14 protein-coding genes are annotated in these 15,640 nt (G+C 58.7%); 11 read left to right on the top strand and 3 right to left on the bottom strand.

The genetic code is table 11. The annotated features are described in order from the left end of the window. Nucleotides 1–207 precede the first annotated feature (207 nt). The 7 genes from apaG (at nt 208) to BMH52_RS18365 (ending at nt 8,229) form a co-directional block, all read left to right on the top strand. Entirely contained in the window at nt 208–588 is a 381-nt protein-coding gene (gene apaG, locus BMH52_RS18395; RefSeq protein WP_003194726.1) for a Co2+/Mg2+ efflux protein ApaG, read from the top strand. Next, the gene (locus tag BMH52_RS18390; RefSeq protein ID WP_014720182.1) at nt 588–1,439 is read left to right on the top strand and encodes a symmetrical bis(5'-nucleosyl)-tetraphosphatase; all 852 of its coding nucleotides are present in this window, start codon (nt 588–590) and stop codon (nt 1,437–1,439) included. The genes apaG and BMH52_RS18390 overlap by 1 nt, the downstream gene beginning before the upstream one ends. A gap of 9 nt (nt 1,440–1,448) precedes the next feature. Continuing rightward, the gene (gene glpE, locus BMH52_RS18385) at nt 1,449–1,778 is read left to right on the top strand and encodes a thiosulfate sulfurtransferase GlpE (RefSeq protein WP_014720183.1); all 330 of its coding nucleotides are present in this window, start codon (nt 1,449–1,451) and stop codon (nt 1,776–1,778) included. 285 nt (nt 1,779–2,063) lie between these two features. Then, nucleotides 2,064–3,986, top strand: a complete 1,923-nt coding sequence (locus BMH52_RS18380) for a PrkA family serine protein kinase (RefSeq protein WP_003194732.1) — start codon at nt 2,064–2,066, stop codon at nt 3,984–3,986. A gap of 113 nt (nt 3,987–4,099) precedes the next feature. Next, nucleotides 4,100–5,371 (top strand): YeaH/YhbH family protein, encoded by a 1,272-nt coding sequence (locus BMH52_RS18375; protein ID WP_003194735.1) that lies wholly within the window; start codon nt 4,100–4,102, stop codon nt 5,369–5,371. After that, nucleotides 5,368–6,933, top strand: coding sequence for a SpoVR family protein (locus BMH52_RS18370; protein ID WP_073844595.1), 1,566 nt, complete (start codon nt 5,368–5,370; stop codon nt 6,931–6,933). The genes BMH52_RS18375 and BMH52_RS18370 overlap by 4 nt, the downstream gene beginning before the upstream one ends. A gap of 63 nt (nt 6,934–6,996) precedes the next feature. Continuing rightward, nucleotides 6,997–8,229 (top strand): multifunctional CCA addition/repair protein, encoded by a 1,233-nt coding sequence (locus BMH52_RS18365; RefSeq protein ID WP_073844593.1) that lies wholly within the window; start codon nt 6,997–6,999, stop codon nt 8,227–8,229. Nucleotides 8,230–8,301: 72 nt separating this feature from the next. Here BMH52_RS18365 and folK read toward each other — a convergent pair whose 3' ends face one another. After that, a complete protein-coding gene (gene folK / locus BMH52_RS18360; protein ID WP_014720185.1) occupies nt 8,302–8,820 on the bottom strand; it encodes a 2-amino-4-hydroxy-6-hydroxymethyldihydropteridine diphosphokinase in 519 nt (172 codons plus the stop codon). Beyond that, a complete protein-coding gene (gene folB / locus BMH52_RS18355; protein ID WP_014720186.1) occupies nt 8,811–9,164 on the bottom strand; it encodes a dihydroneopterin aldolase in 354 nt (117 codons plus the stop codon). The genes folK and folB overlap by 10 nt, the downstream gene beginning before the upstream one ends. Nucleotides 9,165–9,238: 74 nt before the next feature. On the opposite strand from folB, the gene plsY reads away from it, so the two are divergent. After that, nucleotides 9,239–9,808, top strand: a complete 570-nt coding sequence (plsY, locus tag BMH52_RS18350; protein ID WP_014720187.1) for a glycerol-3-phosphate 1-O-acyltransferase PlsY — start codon at nt 9,239–9,241, stop codon at nt 9,806–9,808. Nucleotides 9,809–9,839: 31 nt separating this feature from the next. On the opposite strand, the gene tsaD is transcribed toward plsY, so the two are convergent. Then, nucleotides 9,840–10,865 carry a tRNA (adenosine(37)-N6)-threonylcarbamoyltransferase complex transferase subunit TsaD gene (gene tsaD, locus BMH52_RS18345; RefSeq protein WP_003194748.1) on the bottom strand — a complete coding sequence of 342 codons (1,026 nt, stop codon included), beginning with the start codon at nt 10,863–10,865 and terminating at the stop codon, nt 9,840–9,842. Nucleotides 10,866–11,068: 203 nt separating this feature from the next. On the opposite strand from tsaD, the gene rpsU reads away from it, so the two are divergent. From rpsU to rpoD, 3 genes are all read left to right on the top strand, one after another. Further along, nucleotides 11,069–11,284: a 30S ribosomal protein S21 gene (rpsU, locus tag BMH52_RS18340; protein WP_002551877.1), complete on the top strand. Its 216-nt coding sequence runs from the start codon at nt 11,069–11,071 to the stop codon at nt 11,282–11,284. Nucleotides 11,285–11,726: 442 nt separating this feature from the next. After that, nucleotides 11,727–13,697 (top strand): DNA primase, encoded by a 1,971-nt coding sequence (gene dnaG / locus BMH52_RS18335; RefSeq protein WP_038451740.1) that lies wholly within the window; start codon nt 11,727–11,729, stop codon nt 13,695–13,697. Nucleotides 13,698–13,764: 67 nt separating this feature from the next. Next, nucleotides 13,765–15,612 carry an RNA polymerase sigma factor RpoD gene (rpoD, locus tag BMH52_RS18330; RefSeq protein ID WP_020302171.1) on the top strand — a complete coding sequence of 616 codons (1,848 nt, stop codon included), beginning with the start codon at nt 13,765–13,767 and terminating at the stop codon, nt 15,610–15,612. The last annotated feature ends 28 nt before the right edge of the window (nt 15,613–15,640 follow it).

Raw genomic sequence — 15,640 nt, 5'->3', positions numbered from 1 at the left:
TTGCTCGCGAATGCGGTGGATCAGTTATAGATCAGTTGACTGACGCACCGCATTCGCGAGCAAGCCCGCTCCCACAGGTTTAACCGCGTTACGTTGATAGAGTCGTTTCATCAAGTTCAAGAGCCCAGACAGCATGTCTGGCCTAGTGCCCACCTCTTGGCCTAGACTGACCCGCATCTGCTGTCCTTCGCTTTTAAGGCCTCTTGCATGTCCGATCCTCGCTATCAGATAGACGTCAGCGTCGTCACCCGCTTCCTGGCGGACCAATCGCAACCCGAACATAACCGCTTCGCCTTTGCCTACACCATTACAGTGAAGAACAACGGGCTGGTGCCGGCCAAGCTGCTGTCGCGCCACTGGGTCATCACCGATGGCGACGGCCAGGTCGAGGAAGTGCGCGGGGCAGGCGTTGTCGGCCAGCAACCGTTGATCGACAGCGGCGCCAGCCACACTTATAGCAGCGGCACGGTAATGACCTCCAAGGTCGGCACCATGCAAGGCTCGTATCAAATGAAGGCCACCGACGGCCAACTGTTCGATGCAATCATCAAGCCCTTCCGCCTGGCCGTACCAGGAGCCCTGCACTGATGGCAACGTACGCGGTCGGCGACCTGCAAGGCTGCCTGGACCCTCTCAAGCGCCTGCTGGAGCGCGTAGCCTTCGACCCGGCAAATGATCGCTTGTGGTTGGTGGGAGACTTGGTTAACCGGGGCCCACAGTCCCTGGAAACCCTGCGCTACCTCTATGGCCTGCGTGATTCCTTGGTATGCGTGCTGGGCAACCATGACCTGCATCTGCTTGCGGCCGGCAACAATATCGAGCGCCTCAAAAAAGGCGACACCCTGCGGGAAATTCTCGAAGCCCCAGACCGCGCTCAACTGCTCGACTGGCTGCGCCGGCAAAAACTCATGCACTACGACGAGGATCGCAACATGGCCTTGGTGCATGCCGGTATCCCGCCGCAGTGGACGCTGAAAAAAGCCCTCAAGTGCGCCGCCGAAGTTGAAAGTGCATTGGCTGATGACAACCTGTACACCGCTTACCTCGACGGCATGTACGGCAACGACCCAGTGAAGTGGGACAACGACCTCACCGGCGTGGCCCGCCTGCGAGTCATCACCAACTACTTCACGCGGATGCGCTTCTGCACGGCCGAAGGCAAACTGGACCTCAAGAGCAAGGAAGGCGCCGACACCGCCCTGCCCGGCTACAAGCCCTGGTTCGCCTACAAGGAACGCAAGACCCGAGACACAAAGATCATCTTTGGCCACTGGGCCGCGCTGGAAGGCAAGTGCGATGAACCCGGCGTGTTCGCCCTCGACACCGGTTGCGTGTGGGGCGGTGCCATGACCCTGATGAACATCGACACGGGCAAGCGCCTCGACTGCCAGTGCGAATCGCCCCTTTCCATTACCCTGCCGGCCACCGCCAAGCAATAGGAGCCCGCCATGACCGAATTCAAACGTATCCCTCCCCAAGAAGCACAGACCCTGCGCGAGCAAGGTGCCGTAGTCGTCGACATCCGCGACCAGCCTACTTATGCCGCCGCTCACATCACCGGCGCCCAGCACTTGGACAACGTCAACATCGCCGACTTCATCCGCGCCGCCGACCTCGATGCACCGCTGATCGTCGCCTGCTACCACGGCAATTCCAGCCAGAGTGCAGCCGCGTATCTGATCAGCCAGGGTTTCTCTGACGTCTACAGCCTGGACGGCGGGTTTGAGCTGTGGCGTACGACCTATCCCGCGGAAATTTCTTCGGGCGATTCGCAATAATTTTTTTCACACCCCGCTACCCCGCGTGACGCTTGGGCTTGCGCCGTTTCTGACGAACGGCGCGGCTAAACTAATTGCGCATCGCGCCTTGACCTCCCGGATTCCGAACTATCCTTAAGCGCAGGCCATCCGAATCAGGGGAGAGCCGGTACACCGGCGTACGGGTCATCGGTAGCGTTTCAGGGTGTTCTGGGGGGAAAACAGCCATTGGCGTGCGTCAATGACTGCCAGCATCGACTGATTGATCCGGCGTCGGCTCCACGTATCGAGCGAGGTGACGACGTCATGAGTATCTTTAGCCACTTCCAACAACGCTTCGCGTCCACACAGCAGGAAGAACTCACGCTTCAGGAGTATCTCGAGCTGTGCAAACAGGACCGCAGCACCTACGCTTCTGCCGCCGAACGCTTGCTATTGGCGATTGGCGAGCCAGAACTGGTGGAAACCGCCAATAATTCGCGCCTGTCGCGGATATTTTCCAACAAGGTGATCCGCCGCTATCCGGCCTTTGAAGACTTCCATGGGATGGAAGAATGCATCGACCAGATCGTTTCCTACTTCCGCCATGCCGCCCAAGGCCTGGAAGAGAAGAAGCAGATCCTCTATTTGCTCGGCCCGGTCGGCGGCGGCAAATCGTCCCTGGCGGAAAAGCTCAAGCAATTGATCGAGAAGGTGCCCTTCTATGCGATCAAGGGCTCGCCCGTCTTCGAGTCCCCCTTGGGCCTGTTCAACGCCACGGAAGATGGCGCGATCCTCGAGGAAGACTTCGGTATCCCGCGGCGCTACCTCAACACCATCATGTCGCCCTGGGCCACCAAGCGCCTGGCCGAGTTCGGCGGTGACATCAGCCAGTTCCGGGTGGTGAAACTCTACCCGTCGATCCTCAACCAGATCGGCGTGGCCAAGACCGAACCCGGCGATGAAAACAATCAGGACATTTCGGCACTGGTGGGCAAGGTCGATATCCGAAAACTGGAAGAGTTTCCGCAGAACGATGCCGATGCCTACAGCTATTCGGGCGCATTGTGCCGGGCCAACCAGGGCCTGATGGAGTTCGTGGAGATGTTCAAGGCACCGATCAAGGTGCTGCACCCACTGCTCACCGCTACCCAGGAAGGTAACTACAACAGTACCGAAGGCCTGGGGGCGATTCCATTTACCGGGATCTTGCTGGCTCACTCCAACGAATCGGAATGGCATACCTTCCGCAATAACAAGAACAACGAAGCCTTCATCGACCGGATCTATATCGTCAAGGTGCCGTACTGCCTGCGGGTCAGTGACGAAATCAAGATTTACGACAAACTGCTGTTCAACAGCTCCCTGGCCAAGGCCCATTGCGCCCCCGACACCCTGAAAATGCTTGCCCAGTTCACCGTACTGTCGCGCCTCAAGGAGCCGGAGAACTCCAATATCTATTCGAAGATGCGCGTCTACGACGGCGAAAACCTCAAGGACACCGATCCCAAGGCTAAGTCGATCCAGGAATACCGTGATACAGCCGGTGTGGACGAGGGCATGAACGGTCTGTCGACGCGCTTTGCGTTCAAGATCTTGTCCAAGGTCTTCAACTTCGATCCCCACGAGATTGCCGCCAACCCGGTGCACTTGCTCTATGTGCTGGAACAACAGATTGAACAGGAGCAATTCCAGGCCGAAACTCGTGAGCGCTACCTGCGCTTCCTCAAGGAATACCTGGCGCCGCGCTACATCGAGTTCATCGGCAAGGAAATCCAGACCGCTTACCTGGAGTCCTACAGCGAATACGGCCAGAACATTTTCGACCGCTACGTCCTGTACGCCGATTTCTGGATCCAGGATCAGGAATACCGCGACCCGGAAACCGGCGAAATCCTCAATCGCGTGGCCCTCAACGAAGAATTGGAAAAAATCGAGAAACCCGCCGGCATCAGCAATCCGAAGGACTTCCGCAACGAAATCGTCAATTTCGTACTGCGCGCCCGTGCCAACAACAACGGCAAGAACCCCACTTGGCTCAGCTACGAGAAGCTGCGGGTGGTCATCGAGAAGAAAATGTTCTCCAACACCGAGGACCTGCTGCCCGTCATCAGCTTCAACGCCAAGGCCAGCAAGGAGGATCAGCAAAAACACAACGACTTCGTCACACGCATGGTCGAGCGAGGCTACACCGACAAACAGGTACGACTGCTCTCCGAGTGGTACCTGCGGGTTCGCAAATCGCAGTAAGGCAGCGGCAAGCGCGCACTGCCAGGCATCCGGCCTGGCAGTCGACCGCTTGTCTCTAAGCTTCCAGCCCGCGGCTTGAAGCTTGTAACGTGAAGCTGCCCGGAGGGCTCCCCATGAGCTATGTGATCGACCGACGCCTCAATGGCAAGAACAAGAGCACGGTAAACCGCCAGCGTTTCCTGCGGCGTTACCGTGACCACATCAAAAAGGCGGTAGAAGAGGCCGTCAGCCGCCGTTCCATCACCGACATGGAGCATGGCGAACAAATCAGCATTCCCGGACGGGACATCGACGAACCGGTACTTCACCATGGCCGCGGCGGCAAACAGACCGTGGTGCACCCGGGTAACAAGGAATTCACCACTGGCGAACATATCCAGCGCCCACAAGGCGGTGGCGGCGGCAAAGGCCCGGGCAAAGCCGGCAACTCTGGCGAAGGCATGGATGAATTCGTATTCCAGATCACTCAGGAAGAATTCCTCGAATTCATGTTCGAAGACCTCGAACTGCCCAACCTCGTCAAACGCAACCTGACCGGCACCGATACCTTCAAGACCGTACGTGCAGGGATCAGCAACGAGGGCAACCCGTCGCGCATCAACATCATCCGCACCCTGCGTTCAGCCCACGCACGGCGTATCGCCCTCTCCGGCAGTAGCCGCGCCAAACTCAAGCAGGCCAAGGAAGAGTTGGCACGCTTGAAGCGCGAAGAACCGGATAACTTCGGCGATATCCAGGAAATCGAGGCGGAAATCGAAAAACTCAGCGCGCGCATCCACCGCGTGCCGTTCCTCGATACCTTTGACTTGAAATACAACCTGCTGGTCAAGCAACCCAACCCCAGCTCCAAGGCGGTGATGTTCTGCCTGATGGACGTTTCCGGCTCCATGACCCAGGCCACCAAGGACATCGCCAAGCGCTTCTTTATCCTGCTGTACCTGTTCCTGAAACGGAACTACGACAAGATTGACGTAGTGTTCATCCGCCATCACACCAGCGCGCGAGAGGTGGACGAAGAGGAGTTTTTCTACTCGCGGGAAACTGGCGGCACCATTGTTTCCAGCGCACTGAAGCTGATGCAGGAGATCATGGCCGAGCGCTACCCCGCCAACGAGTGGAACATCTACGCCGCCCAAGCCTCTGACGGCGACAACTGGAACGACGACTCGCCGATCTGCCGGGACATTTTGATCAACCAGATCATGCCGTTCGTGCAGTACTACACTTACGTCGAAATCACCCCCCGTGAGCACCAGGCCCTGTGGTTCGAATACGAGCGCATCGGCGAAGCCTTTGCCGACACGTTCGCCCAGCAGCAACTGGTCTCGGCCGGCGATATCTACCCGGTCTTCCGTGAACTCTTCCAGCGCAGGTTAGTGACATGACCGCCAAAAAAGAGAACAAGCGCCAACCCATTTCCACCGGTTCCGAGTGGACCTTCGAACTGATCCAGGCCTATGACCGGGAAATCAGCCGTATCGCGGCGGGTTATGCCTTGGACACCTATCCCAATCAGATAGAAGTCATCACCGCTGAACAGATGATGGATGCCTATGCCTCGGTGGGCATGCCCCTGGGCTATCACCATTGGTCCTACGGGAAACACTTTCTCAGTACCGAGAAGTCCTACACACGCGGCCAGATGGGCCTGGCCTACGAGATCGTGATCAACTCCGACCCGTGCATCGCGTACCTGATGGAAGAAAACACCATCTGCATGCAGGCGCTGGTAGTGGCCCATGCCTGCTATGGGCATAACAGTTTCTTCAAGGGCAACTACCTGTTTCGCACCTGGACCGATGCCAGTTCGATCATTGATTACCTGGTGTTCGCCAAGCAATACATCATGCAGTGCGAGGAGCGCCACGGTATCGATGCGGTGGAAGACCTGTTGGACTCCTGCCACGCGCTGATGAATTATGGGGTCGATCGCTATAAGCGTCCCTATCCTATTTCCGCCGAAGAGGAACGCCTGCGCCAGAAGGAGCGCGAGGAGCACCTGCAGAAACAGATCAACGACCTGTGGCGCACCATCCCCAAGCGCGCCGACAAGAACAGCGACAAGGACAATGCCCGCTTCCCCGCCGAACCGCAGGAAAACATCCTGTATTTCCTCGAAAAGCACGCACCGCTGCTGGAGCCCTGGCAGCGCGAAATCGTGCGCATCGTGCGCAAGATCGCGCAATATTTTTATCCCCAGCGCCAAACCCAAGTAATGAACGAAGGCTGGGCAACCTTCTGGCATTACACCCTGATGAACGACCTGTACGACGAAGGCCTGGTCACTGACGGCTTCATGATGGAGTTCCTCACGTCCCATACGAGCGTGGTCTTCCAGCCAGGCTTCGACAGCCCGTACTACAACGGCATCAACCCCTATGCACTGGGTTTTGCCATGTACCGCGATATCCGCCGCATGTGCGAGCACCCCACGGAGGAAGACCGCCGCTGGTTCCCGGAAATCGCCGGCAGCGACTGGCTATCGACCATCAAGTTCGCCATGAGCAGCTTCAAGGATGAGAGTTTTATCCTGCAGTACCTGTCGCCCAAGGTGATCCGCGACCTTAAGTTGTTCAGCATCCTGGACGACGACCTCAAGGATGACCTGGTGGTGCCTGCCATCCACGACGAACCCGGCTACCGCATCATTCGCGAAACCCTGGCCGCGCAATACAACCTGGGTAACCGCGAGCCTAACGTTCAGATCTACAGCATTGATGTGCGTGGCGACCGTTCGCTGACCCTGCGTCACCAGCAACACGACCGCAAACCCTTGGGCGAATCCACTGAGGAAGTGCTCAAGCACCTGCATCGGCTCTGGGGTTTTGATATTCATTTGGAAACCCTGCAGGGCGACCAAGTGATGAAGACCCACCATGTACCACCGCGCAGCGATCATAACGACAACGACTATGGCCGCCTGGACATGGCCGTCGTGCATCTCTGAAACAGCAAAGCCTCCATTGGCCAGGCTCAGGCGTTATCCTGTGCCGCTAATGGAGGCTTTTTCATGAAAATCTACAAAGTCGGCGGCGCCGTGCGTGATCGCCTTCTGGGCATCGAGGTCACCGATATAGACCGCGTCGTCGTTGGCGCGACGGCTGAAGAGATGCTCGCCAAGGGTTATAAACCGGTGGGCGCCGATTTTCCGGTGTTTCTCGATCCGAAAAACGGTGACGAATACGCCCTCGCTCGCACCGAACGCAAGAATGGCCGGGGTTACGGTGGCTTTATATTCCATGCGAGCCCCGACGTTACGCTGGAAGAAGACCTGATCCGGCGTGACCTGACCATCAATGCCATGGCGGAGGATGACGAGGGTAACCTGACTGATCCTTATCAGGGACAACGTGATCTTGAAGCGCGTCTTTTACGGCATGTTTCTCCCGCGTTCGCCGAAGATCCCCTCCGCGTACTACGCGTTGCGCGTTTCGCCGCGCGCTATGCGCCTCTCGGCTTCACAGTCGCCCCTGAGACCCTCGAATTAATGCACCAACTCAGTGAGTCCGGCGAGTTGGAGGCCCTTACCCCCGAGCGCAGTTGGAAGGAAATCTCACGGGCGCTGATGGAAGATCAACCCCAGGTATTTATCCAAGTACTGCGTGACTGCGACGCACTGAATACCTTGATGCCGGAGGTGGATGCGCTGTTCGGGGTGCCGCAGCCCGCAGCTCACCACCCGGAAATAGACACCGGCGTGCATACCTTGAGCGTGCTGCAGCAAGCAGCCCTGCACAAGCAACCGCTGAGCGTGCGCTGGGCTTGCCTGCTGCACGACCTGGGCAAAGGCCTGACGCCTGTGGATAAGTTGCCTCAGCATATTGCCCACGAGCAACGCGGCCTGAAGCTGATCAAAGCGGTGAACGAGCGTTTCAAGGTGCCCAGGGATTGCCAGGAGTTGGCGTTGCTGGTGGGGCAATATCATACTCACGGGCATCGCGCGCTTGAACTCAAGGCCTCGACGTTGCTGGAGTTGCTGCAAAGCTTCGACGTGTACCGTCGGCCGCAACGCTTTGAAGAGTTCGTGGCGGCCTGCGAAATGGACGCTCGTGGCCGCGAGGGTTTTGAGCAACGCAGTTATCCACAGGCCGATTATTTGCGCGGAGCGGCAAAGGTGGCACGCGAAGTGCCGGTCGCGCCGCTGCTAGAAAAGGGTTTCAAAGGCCCCGAACTGGGCGAGGCGCTCAAGCGCGAACGGCTCAAGGCGCTTAAAGCCTACAAAGAACAGCAAAAGCCCTTGTAGGAGCGAGCTTGCTCGCGAAGAACCTCAACGATGACGCAGCGCCCTCAGGTTTTTCGCGAGCACGCTCGGCTCCTACAAAAGAGCTTGTGGCGTGAGTGGCTGACCCTGCCACTCGAACGCCACAGGCGCCAATACCTGATCAATTTGCGCGTCTCGCCACAACTCGGCCATTGTCTTGCCCGCCTCCGGGTGCAGACGCTCCGGCGCCATCATCGACAGCGGCCACAACACAAAGGCGTTTTTCAGAATTTCGGCTCGCGGCAAGATCAAGCCATCGAAATTGCCCACCCAATCGCCATACAACAACACATCGATATCCAGCGGCAGGCCTTTGCGGTCGGGCGCGTAGCGGCCGTTGTCGGCCTCGATGGATTTCAACCGGCGATCGAGTTCCATCAACGGCAGGTCGGTATAAGCCGACACCACCAGATTGAAAAACGGCCCACTTTTGATCCCCACCGGCTGGCTTTCGAACACCGCCGAACAGCGCATATCCGTCAAGAAGCCCGCCAACGCATCCAAGCCGGCGCATAGACGAGCCTCGCGGTCGATATTGCTGCCAAGCCCGAGGTAAACCTGAGTCAACGACATCCGCGCTCGATCTCCACGCCCACGCCCTTGGCAGCCGGTACCGCGCCGGGCTTGGTCAACTTGAGGTGCAGCCAGGGAATCTGGAACTCACTCATCAGCACTTCGGCCAGACGCTCGGCAAAGGTTTCCACCAGTTGGTACTGGGAATGCTCGGCAAAGGCCTGGATACGCGCAGACACCCTGGCGTAATCCAGTGCCAGGGTCAGGTCGTCACCTGCCGCAGCTGGGCGATTATCCCAGGCGAAGCTCAGGTCCAGGCGCAGGCATTGCCGGATTCCGCGCTCCCAGTCGTAAGCCCCGATCACGGTGTCGACTTCCAGGCCTTCGATAAACACTCTGTCCAAGCACTTTTCTCCGCAGCACGACAAGGGCGCGATGCCCCGTTAGAATCAGGGCGTCCTCGCCCGGAATAGTTAGCATGTTTTGGTCACTGGCGATTTTCGCCTACCTGCTCGGCTCGCTGTCCTTCGCCATTTTGCTCAGCCGCTTGACGGGAAATCCCGATCCGCGAATGAGTGGCTCAGGCAATGCCGGCGCCACCAATATGTTGCGCCTGGCCGGCAAGAAACTCGCCGTCCTGACCTTGCTGGGCGACGTCTGCAAGGGCCTGCTGCCCGTGCTCATCGCCAGCCTCGTCGGCCTTAGCTTGCAACAGCAAGCCTGGGTGGGCCTGTGTGCCGTCCTGGGCCACCTGTTCCCGTTGTACTTCCGCTTTCGCGGCGGCAAGGGCGTCGCCACGGCGGCCGGCATGCTGCTGGGCATTTACCCCCCTGCGGCGTTACTGGCCATGCTCGCCTGGCTGCTGACGTTCTACCTGACCCGCACCAGCTCGCTGGCCGCGCTGATTGCCACGCCGCTGACCCTGCCGCTGCTGGCCTGGCAGGAACCAGAAGCGCTGCTACCGATGAGCGTGCTGACACTGCTGATCGTCTGGCGCCACCGCGGCAATCTACGCGACCTGTTTGCCGGGCGCGAACGGCATTTTTAAATACCCCGCCTGGACCCGGTGCCCTTGAACCTTACAACGGCGGCAATTGCTCCATCGGCCAGCGCGCCTGCACGCTGATCGCCAGACTTTCGTGCTGCCCGGCCTGCAAGCGCTGGCAACCGGCGTAGGCAATCATCGCGCCGTTGTCAGTGCAGAACTCAGGGCGTGCGTAAAACACGTTGCCATTCATGTCGCCGAGCATTTTTTCCAGGGAACTGCGCAACGCCTTGTTGGCGCTGACGCCGCCTGCGATCACCAGCCGCTTCATGCCCGCCTGTTTCAGGGCGCGCTTGCACTTGATGGTCAAAGTCTCCACCACAGCCTGCTGGAACGCCAGCGCGATGTCGCAACGGGCTTGCTGGCCGTCGTCCCCGGCGCTGACGCTCTGCTGCCAGGTGTTCAAGGCAGAGGTTTTCAAACCGCTGAAACTGAACATCAAGCCAGGACGATCACACATCGGGCGCGGGAAGGTGTAGCGACCGGCAACGCCGTTTTCGGCAAGGCGGGCGATTTCCGGCCCCCCCGGATAATTAAGCCCCATCATCTTCGCGGTTTTGTCGAACGCTTCACCGGCGGCATCGTCCAGCGACTCGCCCAACAGTGTGTATTGACCGATCCCATCCACCTGAACCAGCTGCGTATGCCCGCCCGAAACCAACAAAGCGACGAACGGGAACTCCGGCGGTGTTTTTTCCAGCATGGGCGCCAATAAGTGGCCTTCCATATGGTGCACACCAAGAGCAGGAATACCCCAGGCAAACGCCAGCGCCTGGGCGCAAGAGGCCCCAACCAGCAGGGCTCCGACCAATCCGGGCCCTGCCGTATAGGCAATGGCATCGATCTCGGTTGCCACACAACCGGCCTCATCCAGCACCTGGCGGATCAATGGCAGCATGCGCTTGACGTGATCGCGGCTGGCAAGCTCCGGCACCACGCCGCCATAGGCGCGATGCAGGTCGATCTGACTGAACAGTGCATCGGCCAAAAGCCCGCGTTCACTGTCGTATAGTGCGACTCCGGTTTCGTCGCAGGAGGTTTCAAGTCCCAGTACTAGCATGGGTTTGCGCCTTGTAGAGGCTGAATTCGAAGGCGCGCATAATAGTCGCCACTCCCCCTCCCGACTAGCGGTTTTCGATCAGAGGCTTTGCATTCCGGGCAATGAGGGGTTAACATCCGCAACCCTTAAAAACCGACGACCTCAGCCGCGAATTTTTTGCGACGAGAACGTTGATTCCCGGTAATGAAAGAAGGTAGCTCTGGATGCCAGCCGTCAAAGTAAAAGAGAACGAACCCTTCGACGTAGCTCTGCGTCGTTTCAAGCGCTCCTGCGAAAAAGCCGGTGTTCTGGCTGAAGTTCGTAGCCGCGAATTTTATGAGAAGCCAACTTCTGAGCGTAAGCGCAAAGCAGCAGCCGCTGTTAAGCGTCACGCTAAGAAAGTTCAGCGCGAACAGCGCCGCGCCGTTCGTCTGTACTAATACACAGACGTTCGTAGCAAGCTTCTGCCAAGCCCGGCCCTCAGCCGGGCTGTTGGCATTTGCGGATATCGCTTGATGCTTCACCGTCGACGCCGCACACGCGACCGAGACACTGCTTCACACGTCAGGGCTGGCTCTTTTGCCAGCGGTGCACGTCTCTTCTGACGAGCCTAACAAGGCTACTGACGAGCACACCTATTCTTCAAACAGACGATCAACCGTGTCGGCTGTGCCCATCGATGCGTTTCCGAGGCTGCCATTGGCCAAGACCGGACGCCCGAGCAACATTTCCATGCCGAAGACTGATCAGAAACTACCCTCAGTGAATATTCGGCAGATACACTTCCTGATGCCCCATGCAGACGATGATGATCGAGCCCCCTATACGTGCGCTTGAACACCTCACGGGTCCTCATTTACACGCAGTGATGACGAGAACGCCATGGCCGGGCTGATTCCCCAGAGCTTTATTGACGACCTTCTGAACCGCACCGACATCGTCGATGTTGTCAGCTCACGCGTACAGCTGAAAAAAGCCGGCAAAAACTACACCGCCTGCTGCCCGTTCCATAAAGAAAAAACCCCATCCTTCAGCGTCAGCCCCGACAAGCAGTTCTATTACTGCTTCGGTTGCGGGGCGGGCGGGAATGCCCTGGGTTTCCTGATGGACCACGACAACCTGGACTTCCCCCAGGCTGTCGAGGACTTGGCTAAAGCCGCAGGAATGGAAGTGCCCCGCGAAGAAAGTGGCCGCCCGCACAAACCCCGGCAACCCACCGATTCGCCGCTGTACCCGCTGCTTACCGCTGCCGCCGACTTTTACCGCCAGGCACTCAAGAGCCATCCGCAGCGCAAGGCCGCTGTCGACTACCTCAAAGGCCGCGGCCTCACCGGCGAAATCGCTCGGGACTTCGGTCTCGGCTTCGCTCCGCCGGGCTGGGACAATCTGTATAAACACCTTAGCAACGACACCCTCCAGCAAAAGGCCATGATCGACGCCGGCCTGCTGGTGGAAAACGCCGAGACCGGCAAGCGCTATGACCGCTTCCGCGACCGCGTGATGTTCCCGATCCGCGACAGCCGTGGCCGCATCATCGCCTTTGGCGGCCGCGTGCTTGGTGATGACAAACCCAAGTACCTGAACTCCCCGGAGACCCCGGTGTTTCACAAAGGCCAGGAACTCTACGGCCTGTTCGAAGCGCGCAAGAACAACCGCAACCTCGACGAAATCATCGTGGTTGAGGGTTATATGGACGTGATCGCCCTGGCCCAACAAGGCCTGCGCAACGCGGTCGCGACCCTCGGCACCGCCACCAGCGAAGAACATCTGAAGCGCCTGTTCCGTGTCGTGCCCAGCGTGCTGTTTTGCTTCGACGGCGACCAGGCTGGCCGCAACGCCGCCTGGCGCGCGCTCGAAGCCACGCTGTCGAGTCTGCAGGATGGGCGTCGCGCACGCTTCCTGTTCCTGCCCGAAGGCGAAGACCCGGACACGCTGGTGCGCTCTGAAGGTACCGATGCGTTCCGTGCACGCATCAATCAACATGCACAGCCGCTGGCGGATTATTTTTTCCAGCAACTGACCGAAGAAGCCGACCCGCGCTCCCTGGAGGGCAAGGCCCATATGGCCACCCTTGCGGCGCCGCTGATCGACAAAGTCCCCGGCGCCAATTTGCGCACACTGATGCGCCAGCGCCTGCTGGAGATCACCGGTTTGAGCGGTGAAGCCGTAAGCCAGCTGGTGCACAGCGCCCCGCAAGAGGCGCCGCCAGCCTACGACCCTGGGATGGATTACGACGCCATGCCGGACTATGCCGACTTCCACCAACCTCAGGAGGCCTTCGCGCCCCAGCAGGAATGGACGCCGAAGAAACCCGGCGCCGGCGGCAAGAAGTGGGACAAAAAGCCTTGGAGCAAAAACGGCAAACGCGGTGATCGCGATGAAGCCTACGCGCCACGCACGCCCGTAGCAGTGGAAGCCCCCACACTGATTGCACTGCGCACACTGATTCACCACCCGCAATTGGCCGGCAAGGTTGAAAGTGCCGACCACTTTGCCAACGAGAGCAATACCTATGCTCAGGTGCTTATTGCACTGATCGAAGCCGTGCAGAAAAACCCTAAGCTAAACTCAATCCAGTTGATGGCTCGCTGGCATGGCACGGAACAGGGCCGTTTATTGCGGGCACTGGCGGAAAAGGAGTGGCTAATTGACGGCGACAACCTTGAACAACAGTTTTTAGACACCATTAATAGGTTATCCGCGGGTCAACACACTCAGACCCTCGACGAACTTATCAAGAGAGCAAGGCAGCCGGGATTATCGGCTGAAGAGCAAATTCAGATAGCAAAACAGATGCGCGACCTCTTAAAACAGAATGTTTACGCATCAAACCCGACCTCAGCTGGCGTGTGAGGTCATAGCTCGGGTATAATCCTCGGCTTGTTTTTTGCCCGCCAAGACCTTCAGTGGATAGGGTGTTATGTCCGGAAAAGCGCAACAGCAGTCTCGTATCAAAGAGTTGATACTTCTTGGTCGTGAGCAGGGTTACCTGACTTACGCGGAGGTCAACGACCACCTGCCTGAGGATATTTCAGATCCTGAGCAGGTGGAAGACATCATCCGCATGATTAACGACATGGGGATCAACGTATTCGAAACTGCGCCAGATAAGGATTCCCTTATGCTGGCCGACGCCGATACCGACGAAGCCGCCGCTGAAGAAGCTGCCGCCGCGTTGGCTGCGGTGGAGACCGATATCGGCCGCACGACAGACCCTGTGCGCATGTATATGCGCGAAATGGGTACCGTCGAGCTGCTGACACGCGAAGGCGAGATCGAAATCGCCAAGCGTATCGAAGAGGGCATCCGTGAAGTGATGGGCGCCATTGCGCACTTCCCTGGCACGGTTGACCACATTCTCTCCGAGTACACTCGCGTCACCACCGAAGGTGGCCGCCTGTCTGACGTCCTGAGCGGTTATATCGACCCGGACGACGGCATTGCGCCGCCTGCCGCCGAAGTACCGCCGCCTGTTGATGCGAAAGCCGCAAAAGCGGACGACGACTCCGACGACGACGAAGCTGAAAGCAGCGACGACGAAGAAGAAGCCGAAAGCGGTCCAGACCCGGTCATCGCGGCCCAGCGCTTCGGTGCGGTTTCCGATCAAATGGAAATCACCCGCAAGGCCCTGAAGAAGCACGGTCGTGGCAACAAGCAGGCGATTGCCGAGCTGGTGGCCCTGGCTGAGCTGTTCATGCCGATCAAGCTGGTGCCCAAGCAATTCGAAGGCCTGGTTGAGCGTGTTCGCAGCGCCCTTGAGCGTCTGCGTGCCCAAGAGCGTGCGATCATGCAGCTCTGTGTGCGTGATGCGCGCATGCCGCGTACCGATTTCCTGCGCCAGTTCCCGGGCAACGAAGTTGACGAAAGCTGGAGCGACGCACTGGCCAAGGGCAAGGCGAAATACGCCGAAGCCATCGGTCGCCTGCAGCCCGATATCATCCGTTGCCAGCAGAAGCTGACCGCGCTTGAGACCGAAACCGGCCTGACGATTGCAGAAATCAAAGACATCAACCGTCGCATGTCGATCGGTGAGGCCAAGGCCCGCCGCGCGAAAAAAGAGATGGTGGAAGCGAACTTGCGTCTGGTGATCTCCATCGCCAAGAAGTACACCAACCGTGGCCTGCAATTCCTTGATCTGATCCAGGAAGGCAACATCGGTTTGATGAAGGCGGTGGACAAGTTCGAATACCGTCGCGGCTACAAGTTCTCGACTTATGCCACCTGGTGGATCCGTCAGGCGATCACTCGCTCGATCGCCGACCAGGCCCGCACCATCCGTATTCCGGTGCACATGATCGAGACCATCAACAAGCTCAACCGCATTTCCCGGCAGATGTTGCAGGAAATGGGTCGCGAACCGACCCCGGAAGAGCTGGGCGAACGCATGGAAATGCCTGAGGATAAAATCCGCAAGGTACTGAAGATCGCCAAAGAGCCGATCTCCATGGAAACGCCGATTGGTGATGACGAAGACTCCCATCTGGGTGACTTCATCGAAGACTCGACCATGCAGTCGCCAATCGATGTCGCCACTGTTGAGAGCTTGAAAGAAGCGACTCGCGACGTACTGTCCGGCCTCACTGCCCGTGAAGCCAAGGTACTGCGCATGCGTTTCGGCATCGACATGAATACCGACCACACCCTTGAGGAAGTCGGTAAGCAGTTTGACGTGACCCGTGAGCGGATCCGTCAGATCGAAGCCAAGGCGCTGCGCAAGTTGCGCCACCCGACGCGAAGCGAGCATCTGCGCTCCTTCCTCGACGAGTGATACCAGAACCCCCGGCCCAGGCCGGGGG

The sequence above is a fragment of the Pseudomonas sp. BTN1 genome (assembly GCF_001907715.1).
Lineage (GTDB): Bacteria > Pseudomonadota > Gammaproteobacteria > Pseudomonadales > Pseudomonadaceae > Aquipseudomonas > Aquipseudomonas paracarnis.
Note: the sequence above shows the minus strand (reverse complement) of the source record. Positions and strands in the feature narration are given on the sequence as shown.